We start from the raw sequence: 14,421 nt of genomic DNA, 5'->3' as shown, positions 1-14,421 counted from the left end.
TCCCCGCTCCACAACACAAATGGATGGAGGTCCTAGAATGAGAATGAATTTGAAATGGAGCTGGGCTGCACTTGCGCTTGCAGGTGTCCTTGGATTTGGTGGATGTGATAGCGCAACTGAGAACGGCCTCTCGGAATTTTCACGCGTCAAGGCAACACCTTGCGAAGGCAAATGTGACGGCCCAGGCGACGTGTTTATCTCGGAGTACACCGCGGATATCGCGGCCCTCAATGCGCGCTACCCTGGGCCAACCATGGAGAAGGTTGAGGATGCGTTCGTGGTTCACGTGGACCTTGGTGCCGCTCAGTTCGCAGCACCAACTCACCTCTTTGGAAAAGCTGTCAACGTCATTCCTTACTCCAACACCGACCAGGTGGCGGATGCGACTGGCGCAATCATTGAGCGAGGAGATGAAGTCATCGCTCAAGCGTTTGGGCCTGGTATCGTAGGATACTCCATCAAACATCACCGTCCTGAGTACCGCACCCTTAGCCCCGCGGACCTTCAGGCGAATATCAAGGAGCAAGTCAAGCTTCAGGATACTCATATCCAAATCGTGGTCGGTGTGGTTCGTGATGGCAAACCTGGCGCCATCACCTTGAACAACCCACAAACCTACGAAGACGGTCTCTTCGGCGACGAAGTTTACTCGATGATCTTCGTCAAACCGAAGTATCCTGAGTATTTGAACGCTGACCAAGTCATGGCTTTCAACGACAATATCTTGTTGATGACCATGGGCTTTAATGCCGTCTCCAACTTCCCTGGCGACTACAACGGCGGCGATCCGTTGGCTGCACACTCGATTGAGAAATTGCGTGAGCACGTGCGTCAGATGGTTCTCGCTATCGGTGGAGACCAAGACGCGATTGCGTTCTTCCAAGACCCGGCTAACCAGGTCTATTGCGCGGAGCTCGCGTTCCTCGGAGCGTCAGCCGGTATGCACTTCCCACTCAACGCAGAGACCATGATTCCTTTGGTCGGCGAAGAAGCATGGGGACTCTTCCTGGCTGAAGTTGAGAAGAGCCAGGCAGGTGAGCCAAACACGTTCATTACCATGAACGACAATCCCAAGGCTCCACTTGTGGCGCTGAACCTTCCACCGGAAGACCTCAAGCCAGCTCCTCAGTACGCGCCAAACGCTGCTGAAGAAGCTCAGAAGCTCGCTTTCAAGCCAATGACCATGGCTGATATCGTTGAGCAATTCCTTCGCACGCACGTACCTCGTGAGCAAATGGGCGAGTCGATCGCACCGGTTCAAGGCAACCTCTTGAGCGCTATGAAGCCGGGCCTCCTGGAGGCGATGGCTATGGACCAAATTCCTGCTGAGGACCCACGGCGCCAGGCTGTCGACCAGCTTTTCGAAGCTCTTATTGGTGTGGTTTCGACCTCGTACAGCGATTATGCAGAGTTCCAGCAAAACCTGGCACCACTCATGGCTCAGGCTCGTCAGGTCACTGGACCACGCGATGACTCCGGAACCGGCTACTTCGTACCGCCGAGCATCTTCCACGTGGTTGCACAGGGTAAGCACAAAGGCATCCTTGGTCTCGACTATGTCGGACACGGTCTGCACGCATCGGTAACTAAGAAGATCGCCAATGTGTCTCAAGAGGAAGAGGAAGATCCAGGACTTGTGGTTGTGGAGCCAGAAAATCCGTTTGCAGGAAGCTGTCAGGCTGCTTGTGGTGGCTCGTCCGCGGACGGCTCTTGCTGGTGTGACACCGCATGTGCCGAGTACGGAGACTGCTGCTCAGACATCCAAGAGCATTGCGCTGAGTAATCAGAGTCCCGCAATGAACGTGTGAACCGCCTTATTGTCCGGTTCAACTCTCAAAGCCGCTTCGGCCTCGCGTCGGGCGGCTTCTTTATTGCCCCGGAAGTCGCGGTAGTATCGGGCCAGTCTGAGACGAAGGTCAACTCGTCCAGACTCCACTTCAACGCCGCGACGAATCACGTCCATGGCGCCCAGGAAGTTGCCCGCGCGCTCAAAATAATCCGCGAGCTCCAGGATCTGTTTGACTTCTTCTTTGCGATCTTTGGAAGGCGCACGCTTGATGGCCTCTACTTTAATGGACGTGCGGTCCACGTTCTCAAGGAGCACGAAGCCCCGCTGTGAGAGCTCCGCAATCAATTCGTCCACTTCGTATGGAAGACCCGCCAACATCTGGCGAATCTGACCTACGCGCATAGGGTCTGGAAGGCGCGTCAAGAGAAATGCCTCTCCAGCGCTGAGATTATCTCCAGCACTCGGTTCACGGACGCTTGAGACCAGAACGTTCGGCTCAAACCTCGGTGCGATCTGCGACTTATTGAGGAAGTCCTGAAGCTTCACTTCGGCCTTCTTCTCCAACGCCACGCCGAAACCTACAGGGAGCGCCCGTTCTTGTAGGTTATGTGAGACCACGCGGCCCTCGAGCTCCACGTTGAGCCCCTTGGGAAGTAAGGTCATGTTCACCAAAACCGGAGTGCCTAGTGGAGGAAGCGAGTCGGATGGTACGTAAATGCCTCCCCCTACAAGGTTTCTACGATACTCGCGCCGCAATCTATCCACACTATTAAAGACGATGTCGATGCGAGGCATGAGGCTCGCGAGCTCGTCCGTGGAGTCATCCTCTTGGAGGAGCACGACCATGGATTCGGCAGCATCATTAGGAATCGAGACTTTTGGTGCGGTCATCGAGCGTTCAAACCCGCGTTGAGCTCCAACCCTCAAATCGAGCGGGTCACCCACGGGCGTGACCTTCTGGCCCGCCGCAGAGCAGAATTCGGAGATGAACTCGGAAACACTCTCGAACCGCTCAACACGTTTGAGGGCCAAGGCGCGTTTGATGACGTCTTCAACGCCAGGAGGGATGTCTTTGCGGTAGTTAGAAATCGGCGTCCAGCCTTGTTTTCTGCGCTTTTCGGCAAAAGCGTCCGACCACCGTTCCGTGGGAAACGGAATTTCGCCGGTCAGCATTTCGTAGATGATGCAACCGAGCGCGAATTGGTCTGCTCGATGGTCCACCTCAATTCCGGCCGCCTGTTCCGGAGGCATGTAAGCGGGCGTTCCAAAAACGCTCTCAGACTCGATGCTATTGACTACGAGATTCGACGTCCCGAAATCCAAGAACTTCCAGACGACGTCACGGCCTGGCCGCTCGATTCGCATGACGTTCGCGGGTTTCAGGTCGGAGTGCACGATGCCAAGGTCGTGGACCGCCGACAATGCACTTGAGGCTGCCAGCGAAAACCGCACCACACTCTGAAGGTCTAGCTGACGGTGGCGCTCCAAAAAATCGGCTAAGGACTGACCGTCCAGATACTCCATGACGAAGTAGTAGCCATACGTTGGGCAGGCACCGAAATCCGTCACGAAGACGATGTTCTCGTGACCGATGAGGCTTGTGGCTCGTGCCTCCTGGCGGAATCTCACGTGCCAGTCTTGGTCTTGGGCGAGTCGAGTGTGAAGGATTTTCATGGCAAAACTTTGCCCGAGCATGGTGTGCTCAACTTCGAACACCCAGCCAAATCCGCCTTCGCCAATCCGACGTTTTACGCGGTAGCGCCCGTCTACAACGGAGCCTTTCTCAGGCAGGCCCGCTTGTGGTTGGGCTTCGGTAGCGAACGAAAAATCATCGTATTCCGTGTCGCCGTACTCGAACATTAGGTCGTCAGTCACGCACACTCCCTCATACAAACACTCTACCAGCACGGCTCTTTTATGCCTAGCACGTACTAAAAGAGAAGCGCCACCAATGGCGGCGCTTCCTGATTTCCCTGGCAATTATTGGTGGGACTAGAACATGAAGCGATAGCCGAGATCTACGACCAGGGTACCGGTGTTGGAGTCCCCGGTTACGCGGGTGTTGAGGTCGCTCCAGCCAAACTCCAGCGCGCCGAAGAGCGAGCCCGGTCCAAGCGGATACTCAACTCCGCCACCCGCGACCATTCCCACATGAGTCTGAGTTTCGGCGTTTTCGCCAAAATCACTGCCTTCGGATGATGCAGTTACCACGGATTCGAGCAAATAGAGCCGTGGTCCGATGAGTCCGTAGACGCTCAAACCCTGCGCTGCCGGCATGAATCGCCACTGCGCAGCCAGTTCCACGATGACCATACGTTGCGTGAGTTCCCAATCAAAGTCCTGGCCTTCCTCGCCAAGGGTCGGCTCAAATGCGCTGCCGGATGACTCAGGCTGCGAGTACATACCGTCAAGCGTAATCGCCAACGGACGCTCCATGGAGCCCACGTCAAATGGGAGGATGTAGCCGAATTCCAGACCAAAAATGGGCCAAGATTCGAGCTCGGAGAAGAGCTGCGGGACGAGCACGCCGACGTGGGGCGCCAGAGTAAAACTCACGTCCGAAGACTCCGACGTCGCGGCAGGCTCCACGCTTTGCACGACGGCGGGTCCAGGAGGAGCGACCGGAGTAGCTTCCGCTGGTGCCTCAGCTGGTGCCGACGCGGGCTCAGCCTCTTGAGCAAATAGAATGCCAGGCAACCCAAGTATCAAGGTCAAAACGAAGTATCTCATGGAGTGCCTCCAAGGGTTGAATAGTCCACAGTATCTGATGCCGGTGACGCGGTTTCACCGCCTGCCACGTAGAGCACACCTCCAAAGGACACCGCACCGGGAAGGTAGCGATTTGCCAGGTTGCCTGTGGCTCCCAAGGCGGAGGGGTTTTCGGTGTTCGGAGGCGAAGTCTCAGAGATAGGCATCTTGTCTGCCGAGTTGCTTGGACTTCCATTTTGGCCACATGCTGTCACGAAGTTATTGTTGGCCAAAGCCGCAGCATAACCCGAACGACTGCGCTGGTTTTGTGAAGTGCCAGTGAACGATAGGAGGTCTCCTCCAGCCTGAACTTCCGCCCATTCTGTGGCTCTCGAGAACGAGTTTGCGCCGGTCTTTCCGCCGAGCGCAAAAACGTAGTTGGCGGAGCTCGTGATATTCGACGCAACCTCAGTGTTGGCCGTCAACGCCGTGAGTTCGGTTCTGGCCGTACCAAGCGCGGCTGTGACCTGACCCGTGGCCAGTGTCTGGTCTTTGGGGCCGTTGATGGTCACCGAGACCCGCTCGACCGAGCTCAGTTGAGCTCCGGCGCCATCCGTGCCGCCGACAGCGTAGATATGACGCAGATTGGCGTCTGCCGGGTCCACCGCGACCGTCAAGCCGTGGCTATAACGCGCCGTGCCCAATGAGACACCCGCGTCATGCCATTGACCAAGAGAACCGAGTGGCAGCGGAGATTCGGGCGTCGTGGCTTGCGAGTAGTTGTCGATATAGCTCGTGCTCGTTGCTGGCAAGGTCACCAAGAGCTCCTCTTCGCCCGCAGGCGCATCGGGAGCTGGAGAGCGGTAGACGCGGTACTCGCTCGCGCCTGGGTAGGGAGTCCACGCGATGAGTAGGTCGATGCCCTGGAACGGAATCCTGACCGGCTGACGCTCAGACGCGAGCATTTCGCCACCGGGGTTGGCTGGGTCGGTGGTCGGCATCACAGGAGCCACGCGATAATAATAAACTCCTGGTGCCATGCCGCCCATCAGGTTCTCGCGGATATCAAACTCCACGTTTGAGATCTCAGTGGTGTCTAGAGGGTTCAGCACATGTGCCCTGAGAACACTTCCTGTCGCGGCAGTGCCGTCGTGACCTGCAACGAGGTAAAGGAAATCGCCGACGCGTGCGACCTGAGAAAGGGTTCGGGCACTACCCAGTGCCTGACCAAGCTCGAACCAGTCGCCGGGACGCCCGAATCGATCGAGGCCGCTGGCCTCAACGCTAGTAAGGGCACCGGCACTCGTGCCATCATCCCCGCCCACGGTGTAGATATACCGAGCGGATGCGGTCACAGGAGCCGCCCCGAGCGCTGGTGCGCGGCGGGCAGTTTGCATGGTGGTTCCGTTCTCGAACGACACGAAGTTTCCGGCAGGGTTTGTGACCGTGATCGGCGCATAATCCACATAGGTTCCGTCGTCCGTATTCGTGACTCGAATCACACACACATCGAGGTGGGTCAGCGTCCCAGTGTCCACTGAGGCGTCGATCGTGGTCGATGTAAATGCGTTTACGGTGATCAAAGCCGTATTGCCCGAGAGGCATGTGAGCTCGATCGTTGGAGTTCGGAAGTTCTCGCCGTCCACTGTGAAGAGCCAGTTTGTTGCGTTGGTCTCCCAAGATCCGGGGCTCACTGTCGACACCGTTGGAGGTGGCTCAGTGGTCACGTCAAATCCACCTGCGAGCAGGCCGACACTGCCGTCTGGATTGATGACGATCACGTCATAAGTAGCCACTGGCAGGCCTTGTGGCACGATTCCGTTGAGCTCCGTTGGGCTTAAGTATTGGACCGCCCTTACTTCTGTGGCGATATCGCCCGCCTGAGCGTTGCTTGGGTTCAGATAGACGCGTGGCGTGGCGGCAAAATTTGTTTGACCAGCCGCAGGGGGCTCAGGCGAGGTAATGGTCACGTCCGTGTTGGCCGAGGTCCAACCAAACGGTGGGTCGACCGCCTCGACTGCCACGGTGAGTTCGTCCGTAATGGTGACGAGGCCGGGACTGGTTTCGCTACACGAGACGTCGTCTGTGAGGATTACTCCGTAAGTTTCAGATGTCACCATCTCAGGGAGTGTATCCGCTGGAACAACAGCTTGTGCGACGTTCGGGCGTTGAGGGTCAAACGTCAGACCGGTGAGCGGGATCTCGGTACCTTGAGAATCCACAAGGGACGCTCCCGTCAGCGTTCCACCGAACAAACCGGTCAGGTAGATCGTGACTTGAGTTGAGATGCCATCGTAGAGGACTGGCGGGTCCACGTAGAACGCGCGCGGTCCTGTGACAACCCTAACGTCCTCAATATGAGTCGCCGAGCAGCTCGTTCCGGGATTGACGACCGTGAGGCTGTAGGTGCCCTCGGCTGTCTGATCAAACACAGCCGTGGCGCTTGTGCCTGTGGCGTTGACCGTGACGGTTGTTGCCATCTCGGTACCGAGCGTGACCTGCATATCCGCGGCGAAATTCTGACCGTCGATCTGGATGGTTCCACCTGCGTCGCAAAGCCTGAGCGGCGTTACCGACGCAATTTCAGGCGTCGGCGCAAGGACCAGGGTGACGTCGCGTTGTCCGCAATCGGACGGCGCTGGGTTGGAGATGCTGATGTCTACGTCTGAGCTTCGGAACGCCACGGGAACCACAAAAGCAAGCTCGTTACAGGTCGTGATACTAAGGGTTGGGTGGTCTACAGGGGTGCAATCCGAAGGCGTGCTCGCCACGCTTTGACCCTCGATCATGACGCTCGGCGAGTTGCCGTCGATGACCAAAAACGCTGAACCTTGAGCCGTGACCATGCCGTCAAATTGCTCGCCAGCGCAAACAGCCATCGGCATCAGGGAATCCACGTTTGGTGGGCCTGCCACGAGCGTTTCCTGGCTGATGGACGCGCCGCAAGCCACCGGCGCTGGGTTGTAAACACTGATTTCTGTCACACCCGAAGGCGTCACGAATCCTTGCGGAACATCTACCGTAAGTTCCGTACACGATTGTAGGCCTGTTCGATTCGTGTCCGTACACGTGGCGGCGGTCGCAGTGGCTGGAATCAGCGTTGCACCCACAGATACTGCAGGGTTCTCGCCGTCGACCACGTAGAAGTTCGTACCCGTCACTGTCAGTGTGGTTGCACCAGCATCCGTACAGAAAAGCTCCGGCGTCACCGCCGTCACCGTTGGAGCAGGGTAGGCCTCCATGGTCGCGGGCTCCGTGGATACACAGGCAGCGGGTGCTGGGTTGGCCACGACGACGTCGTGAACTCCCGGCTCCACCGCACCGAGCGCGAGGTCGAGCACCAAGGTGTCGCAGAGCTCAGCGTTTGCTACACCCTCGATAGCCACACAGTTTTGCGCGTCGATATTCGCCGCCGCAACACCGTCAACAGTCACCGTGGGGGCAGTTCCTTCAAACACCAGGAATCCCTCGCCGACCACTCTGAACACTGCTGCAGTCGTCTCAACACAGATGAAATCGCGCACCACTTCGGTTACGCTCGGAGGGGCGATGAAATTGACTTCGACCTCGCTCTCCGACTCGCAACCGGCGGGGTCGGGATTGATGACCACCACGTCCAGTGCGCCTGGTTCAAGCGTTTCTGCGGGTACTACAACACTCAGCGTGGTGCAGGTCTCGGCACTGCCATTGACCACCGTGGAGATCGCCGAGCAATCTGAAGCAGTAGAGTCAAAGGTCTCGCCCGCGATCCGTACTTGTGGCGCCGTGCCGTCGTACGTGACAAAGCCCTCGCCGGTTATTGTGATGGTGTTTTCGAGTTGTTCGGAGCAGAGCACCCCTGGCTCCACCGAGGCGATGCTCGGCGGGGCTACGACTGTGAGTTGCACGGGCTCGGTTGTGGAGCAACCAGCTGGCGTTGGGTTCGTCAGGATTACATCAAATGCGCCCGCTGGCAGGTCCGCCGCGGGAATCGTGAACGCGGCTTCGGTACAACGTTGGAAAGAGCCACCAAAAGTCGTGACTTCTTCGCATCCGGACGTTGTTGTCGCGTAGACTTGACCGTTGATTTCAACGCTCGGCGCGTCTTCGGCCTGAATGAAGTTCAATCCCTGAGCCACGAAGCTTCGCTCACCTTGCGCCACGCATGTGAGGTCTTCGATGATCGCCTCGAGCGTGGGCTCGGGCACGACCGTTAGTCTAGACTCATCGTCCTCAACCACACTCTCGCAAGCAGCTGGATCTGCGTTTTGGACTCGGACATCGTGCAAGCCTGGCTCAAAATCCGCCTCGGCGAGCGTGATGGTCAGGCGCTGGCATACCTGGGCTCCGCCGAATACGGGGTGCAGGTCGCGGCATTCGTCAGCGGCGCTCGGGGTGTACGTCTTGTCGCCGATCTCAACCGTGGCGGGCGTTTCTCCTTGGACGAGGAAGTGATCCCCGACGACTACGAGCTCCCGTCCACCTTGGGCGAGACAGGTGTAGCTCGGCTCAAGGGCCGAGATGCTGGGTCTTGGAAGAACACCTAGAGTATCTTCGGACTGGGCAGAATTGCCGTTGCTATTCTGCACCGTCACGTTCCAAACGCCTGGACTTAGACCGGTTTCAGGGCCGAGCAAAACCTGCAGCTCTTCGTTGTTGAACCAACGAACCTGAGTGGTCTCGCTATTGTCCAATACCAGCGTTTGTTCCTCGGCGCCTTGTCCTTCAATCGACTTGGTCCGAGTCAAGGTCACCGTTGGGTTTTCTGCCGAGGGATCGTTGAGTGCGTCGAGTACCAAGGGGCTAAAGTCGCTCCCCTCAACGCGTACCCACGTCTCGATCTGCTCGTTACACACGAATGATGGTGTAAGGGGGTTCGTGTCCGAGATCTGTGGCGATGGCCCCGAAATCTCGTTGGAACACCCTGCAACCAGCATCAGAAGCGCGGCGCGCCAAATTCTGTGGTTCATAGTCAGTCCTACTCATTTGTTGAATACACTTGTTGTGACTGAAGGTAGGCCTCTGGACAGCGCATCTCAATGCCTACGGCTCGTGATTCTGTGTACAAGCTGAATACGAACCGGTGTTTTCGTGTTCGGTAAGAATACACTTGAAAGCCCTCGCCCGATTTTCTGGCTTATTCTGGATTTTGAGCGATCGTTGTGGCGTGAGTGAAGAAGTCAAAAACGAAGGCATCAACTGGACTGCGACTGGCACAGCGCAAATCGCTCTGGCGATTATTGCGACAACAGCCTCGCTGTACCTTTTGCGCTCCATATTTATCCCCTCCATGCTGGCCATCTTTCTGGCCTACGTGCTGGGGCCGCTGGTGAAGCTTGTTTCGCACCGCATCCCCGGCACCCCAATTGCGCTCCCAAGGCCTCTATCGGTGACGATCGTGGTCTTGCTCTTTATCGCGCTCTTAGGTGTGCTTGGGATCTTGATGTCGTACGAAATCGTGGCATTCCTGAGCGAGATTCCGATGTACGAGCCGCAAATCGCGGACACGGTAAGCCATGCTCGCGCGGTCATCGCTGAATGGCAAATACAGCTCGAAGGCCTCATAGACCCCATAAGGCCGCAAGATGGGGCAGTTGAAGACTTCACACCAGATACCGAAGAGCAAATCCGAGTGCTCTTGGACGAAGGCAACACCGCGTGGTGGTCCTCCGTGACTGGCTACGTCTTCGGCGGGATCACCTCGGTCTTGGAGTTCACGGGGCAATTCCTGCTCTGTATTTTCGTGCTCTTTTTTGTGCTCCTTGAGGGGCCCGTCCTCAAGACCAAAATGATTAACATCATGGGCACCACGCTTCGAAAGCGCCGCCTGATGTTGGAGATTATGCAGAACGTCAACGAGGACGTGCAGCGCTACCTCTTCAATCGATTCGTCACAAACCTGGCATTGGCAGGCGTAGCGTGGCTGGTCTATTCAGCGTTCGGTTTGAAGTATGCGCTCTTGTTGGGGGCCCTTGCGGGCATCTTCAACTTCGTCCCTTATGTCGGGCCCATCGCGGGTACCGTCTTTCCGATCGTCGCCACCTATATGCAGTATGGGGACTGGTGGATGGTCCTTTGGGTAATGCTCGCTTATGGAGCCATGACGGGCATTGAGGGCAATTTCGTGACCCCAATCGTGCTCGGGCGTCACCTCAAACTCAACAGCCTCGCCGTGCTCCTCGCCTGTGTGTTTTGGGGGTGGTTGTGGGGGCCAATCGGCCTCTTTCTCGCGGTTCCGATCATGGCCGTCTTCAAGGCCATGTCGGAACACATCGCGTCGATTCGCCCTGCGGGCGAATTGCTTCGAGGATAGAAGGATTTACACGCGGGCTCCGTCCGCGTGAGTCTACAAGGGGCGGCGCCGGCGGAAGACCGCAAAGAGCAGGAACATGGTCCATATCGACAGGCCGCCTTCGGCGCCCACTGAGCAACCTCCACCCTCAACCACGAAGAGTAGTTCTGGCTCGACCACAGGTTCGACCACGTCAAAGGTTGTGGTCACCTCCGTTTCGTTTCCAGCATCATCTCGTCCTGTGACCACGATGGTATGACCGCCTGGCTCAAGGTCGGGTAGGGGGAACGACCAGTTTCCATCCTCATCCACCTCCGTAGTTCCAATCTCTTCGCCGTCAACCACGATGATGATCTCGGCGCCAGGCTCCCCTTCACCCGTGATTTCATCCGGAGGAGTCGAGTATTCTCGCCCATCCGCCGGAGTAATGACTTCAACCACCGGTCCGCGAGTGTCCACGGTGAATTCCACCGAGTTCTCATCGATTCCGTCGGTGACCTCGACACTGTGGTCTCCTTCTGCAAGGTCGAAATCAGGTGTGTAAGTCCAGTTGCCCTCGGCATCAACCTCCACCTCAACAGGGTCGTTTCCGTCGATACTCAGGTCGATCGTCGTGTCGGGCTCACCAGTTCCCGAAATCGTGGGCCGTTTCGTCGCCACGACCTCACCTTCAGCCGGAACCAGGATGATTGGGCCATCGAGTCTCTCACAAGACACACCGTCACCCTCGTAGCCCGTTAAACACTCACATGCGAAGCTTCCCGGAACATCTGTACAACTCGCGTTCTCATCGCAGTTATCAGTGCCAAGAGTACACTCGTCGATATTGACGCACTCGGTGCCATCACCGTTGACGTCTTCGTAACCCGTTGGGCAAGTCTCGCATGTAAATCCGCCGGTTTCGTTGACGCACACGGCCAGCTCGTCGCAATCGTCGGTGAGTTCAAGGCACTCGTTGATGTCTTCGCAGACCGTCCCGTCTCCGTTGACATCGGCGTAGCCTGGTGGGCATGCCGTGCACGAGAAACTACCCGCAGAGTTGGTGCATGTCGTCACATCATCGCAAGGATTGCCGAGACACTCATCGATATCGTCACACTGAGTCCCGTCGCCGTTGACGTCGGTATAGCCATCAGGACATGCGCTACACTCAAACCCACCGGTCGTATTCGTACATTGCGTCAGATCATCACACGTGTCGGTTCCCTCAAGACATTCGTCAATATCCTCGCAGACACCATTGATGGACTCAAAGCCGCTCGGGCAATCTTCACAGGTGAAGGTGCCTGGGAGGTTTGAACAAAAGGTGTTTCCTGCACAATCGTCCGTGTTCAACTGGCATTCGTCGATATCGGTGCACGTCACGCCGTCGCCCTCGTACCCAGGCAAGCACGCGCACTCAAAACTTCCGTCTGTATCGGTGCATGTGGCGTCCGCCGAGCAGTTGTCCGCGCCAGTGGCGCACTCGTCAATATCGGTACAGGTAAAGCCATCACCTTGGTAGCCAGGCAAACATGCGCACTCAAAACTTCCATCGGTGTCGGTGCATGTGGCGTCATCCGCGCATGTATCGGTCCCGAGCGCACACTCGTCGATATCGGTGCAGGTCACGCCGTCGCCCTCGTACCCGGGCAAGCACGCGCACTCAAAACTTCCGTCCGTATCGGTGCATGTGGCGTCCGCCGAGCAGTTGTCCGCGCCGGTGGCGCACTCGTCAATATCGGTACAGGTAAAGCCATCACCCTCGTACCCGGGCAAGCACGCACATTCAAAACTTCCGTCGGTGTCGGTGCAGGTGGCGTCATCCGCGCATGTGTCGGTCCCGAGCGCACATTCGTCGATATCGGTACAGGTAAAGCCATCGCCTTGGTAGCCAGGCAAACACGAGCACTCAAAACTTCCGTCGGTGTCGGTGCATGTGGCGTCGTCCGCGCATGTGTCGGTCCCGAGCGCACATTCGTCGATGTCGGTACAGGTAAAGCCGTCGCCTACGAATCCAGGCAAGCACGCACACTCAAAACTACCTTCCGTGTCCGTGCATGTAGCGTCGTCCGAACAGGTGTCGGTACCAAGTGCACACTCGTCGATATCTGTACAGGTAACGCCGTCCCCTTCGAATCCTGGGAGGCACTCACACGTAAAGGATGTTGGGGTATCAATGCACGCCGCATTGCTCGAGCAGTCGTTGTCTGCAGGGTCTGCACATTCATCGACATTCACCGTGAAGCCAATGAGCTCAGTTGAGGTGTTTCCGGCAGCATCCTCAGCCACAGCAAGGACCGTGTGTCCTCCGAGAGCGAGGCCAGTGAGCTGCAAGGTCCAGGTTCCATCCGTACCAACCGTCACGGCTTGAGGAGCCTGCCCATCAACACTCACGGTCAAGGTGCTACCGACTTCAGCAGTGCCGGAGACAAGAACGTCAGCACTCTCGGTCACTGTGCCATCGGTGGGAGTCAGTATGGCGAGTGCAGGGGGCGTGGTGTCTTGAGTGAATGTGGTCGTGGTGCCGGCGCTGACCTGACACGACGTAGAAACCACATTGATTGAGTGCAGACCGTCAGCGATGCTTGAGGTCAATACTGCCGTCCAATTGCCTGATGCATCGGCAGTGGTCACCACAGGCGTGCCCCCGTCAATGCTCACGGATACCTCAGCATCTGGGTCGCTCAGGCCCTCGACTTGAGTCACTGCCGTATTGACGAGGTCTCCATCGGCAGGAGTTGAAACTGCGACAAATGGATTGAGGTCGTCATTGTCTAAAAAGTCGGGAACGCCATCCGCGTCCGCATCATCGTCAAACCAATCTCCATTCCCATTCGTGTCCTCGAGGATAGTGTCGGTACCGTCATTATCATCGTCTGCATCGAGGTAGTTTGGCGTGCCATCGCAATCCGTGTCGTCGTTCGCCGGATCGCCATCACCGTCGAGGTCCTCGTCGCAATCGCTGATACCGTCAAAGTCGCTATCCGTGCAGATTTCGTCAGAAATCAGGTCTGTCAAAGAGGTGCCGATGCCCGCATAATCATTGCTCAATGTGTTGTTCGAGTTGCCCGATGCAGCGACGACCGCGAACTCATTTCCAGGTAAGAAGTTTACAGGAGTCTTTGCCAACTCAACCCACGGTATCGCAAAGTCCAAATAGAAGTCATCGTTCGATTCAAAACAATTTCCTTCCACAATCTGGTCGCAGGCTTTGACCACCTGTCCGAAGTTGGAGAAGAGTCCGGACCATACGGTCAGCTCCGCCGCATCACCTGGGTCACCAGTAATGCTCTTGGTGGTATTGGCCTGAAGCAGCACGTTGTTGGGGTTGCTGATGCCGTCCACCATGATCATGAATTCATAGGCCGCGTAGTTGCCGTCGGTGTCCACGAGGAACCCCCATGAAAAAGGTGCAAGCCCTGCACCCTGACGTGGGTCCACGTTGAGGCGAATTCGGCCGTACATGAAGTTGGCATCCGATGCCATATAGGCAACTGGTCTGGAAAAATCGCCCACGAGGTCGCGCCTTCCGGTACCATCACCCAAGACATCGCCGACGGGATCCGAGTTTCGCACGACGGGCTCCCAATCATTGATGTCGGTTGGGAAAACAGGAAAAGTCTGAGCCTCTGCCGCCAGCGGAAAGAGACCCAATAAGATTACGGATAAAACAAACTTGTGCATCTCGACG

General features: G+C 57.1%; 6 protein-coding genes. 2 read left to right on the top strand and 4 right to left on the bottom strand.

Annotated features, from left to right (window positions below; genetic code table 11):
• Positions 1-37: 37 nt before the first annotated feature.
• A complete protein-coding gene (locus FRD01_RS24285; RefSeq protein WP_249756160.1) occupies positions 38-1,783 on the top strand; it encodes a hypothetical protein in 1,746 nt (581 codons plus the stop codon).
• Here FRD01_RS24285 and FRD01_RS10220 read toward each other — a convergent pair whose 3' ends face one another.
• From FRD01_RS10220 to FRD01_RS10210, 3 genes are all read right to left on the bottom strand, one after another.
• Positions 1,784-3,664: a serine/threonine protein kinase gene (locus tag FRD01_RS10220; protein WP_146959296.1), complete on the bottom strand. Its 1,881-nt coding sequence runs from the start codon at positions 3,662-3,664 to the stop codon at positions 1,784-1,786. It abuts the gene before it with no gap.
• A 117-nt stretch (positions 3,665-3,781) separates the two neighbouring features.
• On the bottom strand, positions 3,782-4,519 hold the full coding sequence (locus FRD01_RS10215; protein ID WP_146959295.1) for a porin family protein: 738 nt from the start codon (positions 4,517-4,519) through the stop codon (positions 3,782-3,784).
• Positions 4,516-9,426 carry a choice-of-anchor Z repeating domain-containing protein gene (locus FRD01_RS10210; RefSeq protein WP_146959293.1) on the bottom strand — a complete coding sequence of 1,637 codons (4,911 nt, stop codon included), beginning with the start codon at positions 9,424-9,426 and terminating at the stop codon, positions 4,516-4,518. Before FRD01_RS10210 ends, FRD01_RS10215 begins: the two co-directional genes overlap by 4 nt.
• Positions 9,427-9,566: 140 nt before the next feature.
• Between FRD01_RS10210 and FRD01_RS10205 the strand changes: the two genes are divergently transcribed.
• Positions 9,567-10,769, top strand: a complete 1,203-nt coding sequence (locus FRD01_RS10205; protein ID WP_249756159.1) for an AI-2E family transporter — start codon at positions 9,567-9,569, stop codon at positions 10,767-10,769.
• A gap of 33 nt (positions 10,770-10,802) precedes the next feature.
• Here the strand turns inward: FRD01_RS10205 and FRD01_RS10200 are convergent, their stop codons facing one another.
• Positions 10,803-14,414: an EGF domain-containing protein gene (locus FRD01_RS10200; protein ID WP_146959289.1), complete on the bottom strand. Its 3,612-nt coding sequence runs from the start codon at positions 14,412-14,414 to the stop codon at positions 10,803-10,805.
• Between the last annotated feature and the right edge of the window lie 7 nt (positions 14,415-14,421).

The sequence above is a fragment of the Microvenator marinus genome, from assembly GCF_007993755.1.
Classification (GTDB): Bacteria; Myxococcota_A; Bradymonadia; order Bradymonadales; family Bradymonadaceae; genus Allomicrovenator; species Allomicrovenator marinus.
The sequence above is the reverse complement of the archived record's forward strand: the minus strand, read 5'-3'. Positions and strand labels throughout refer to the sequence as shown.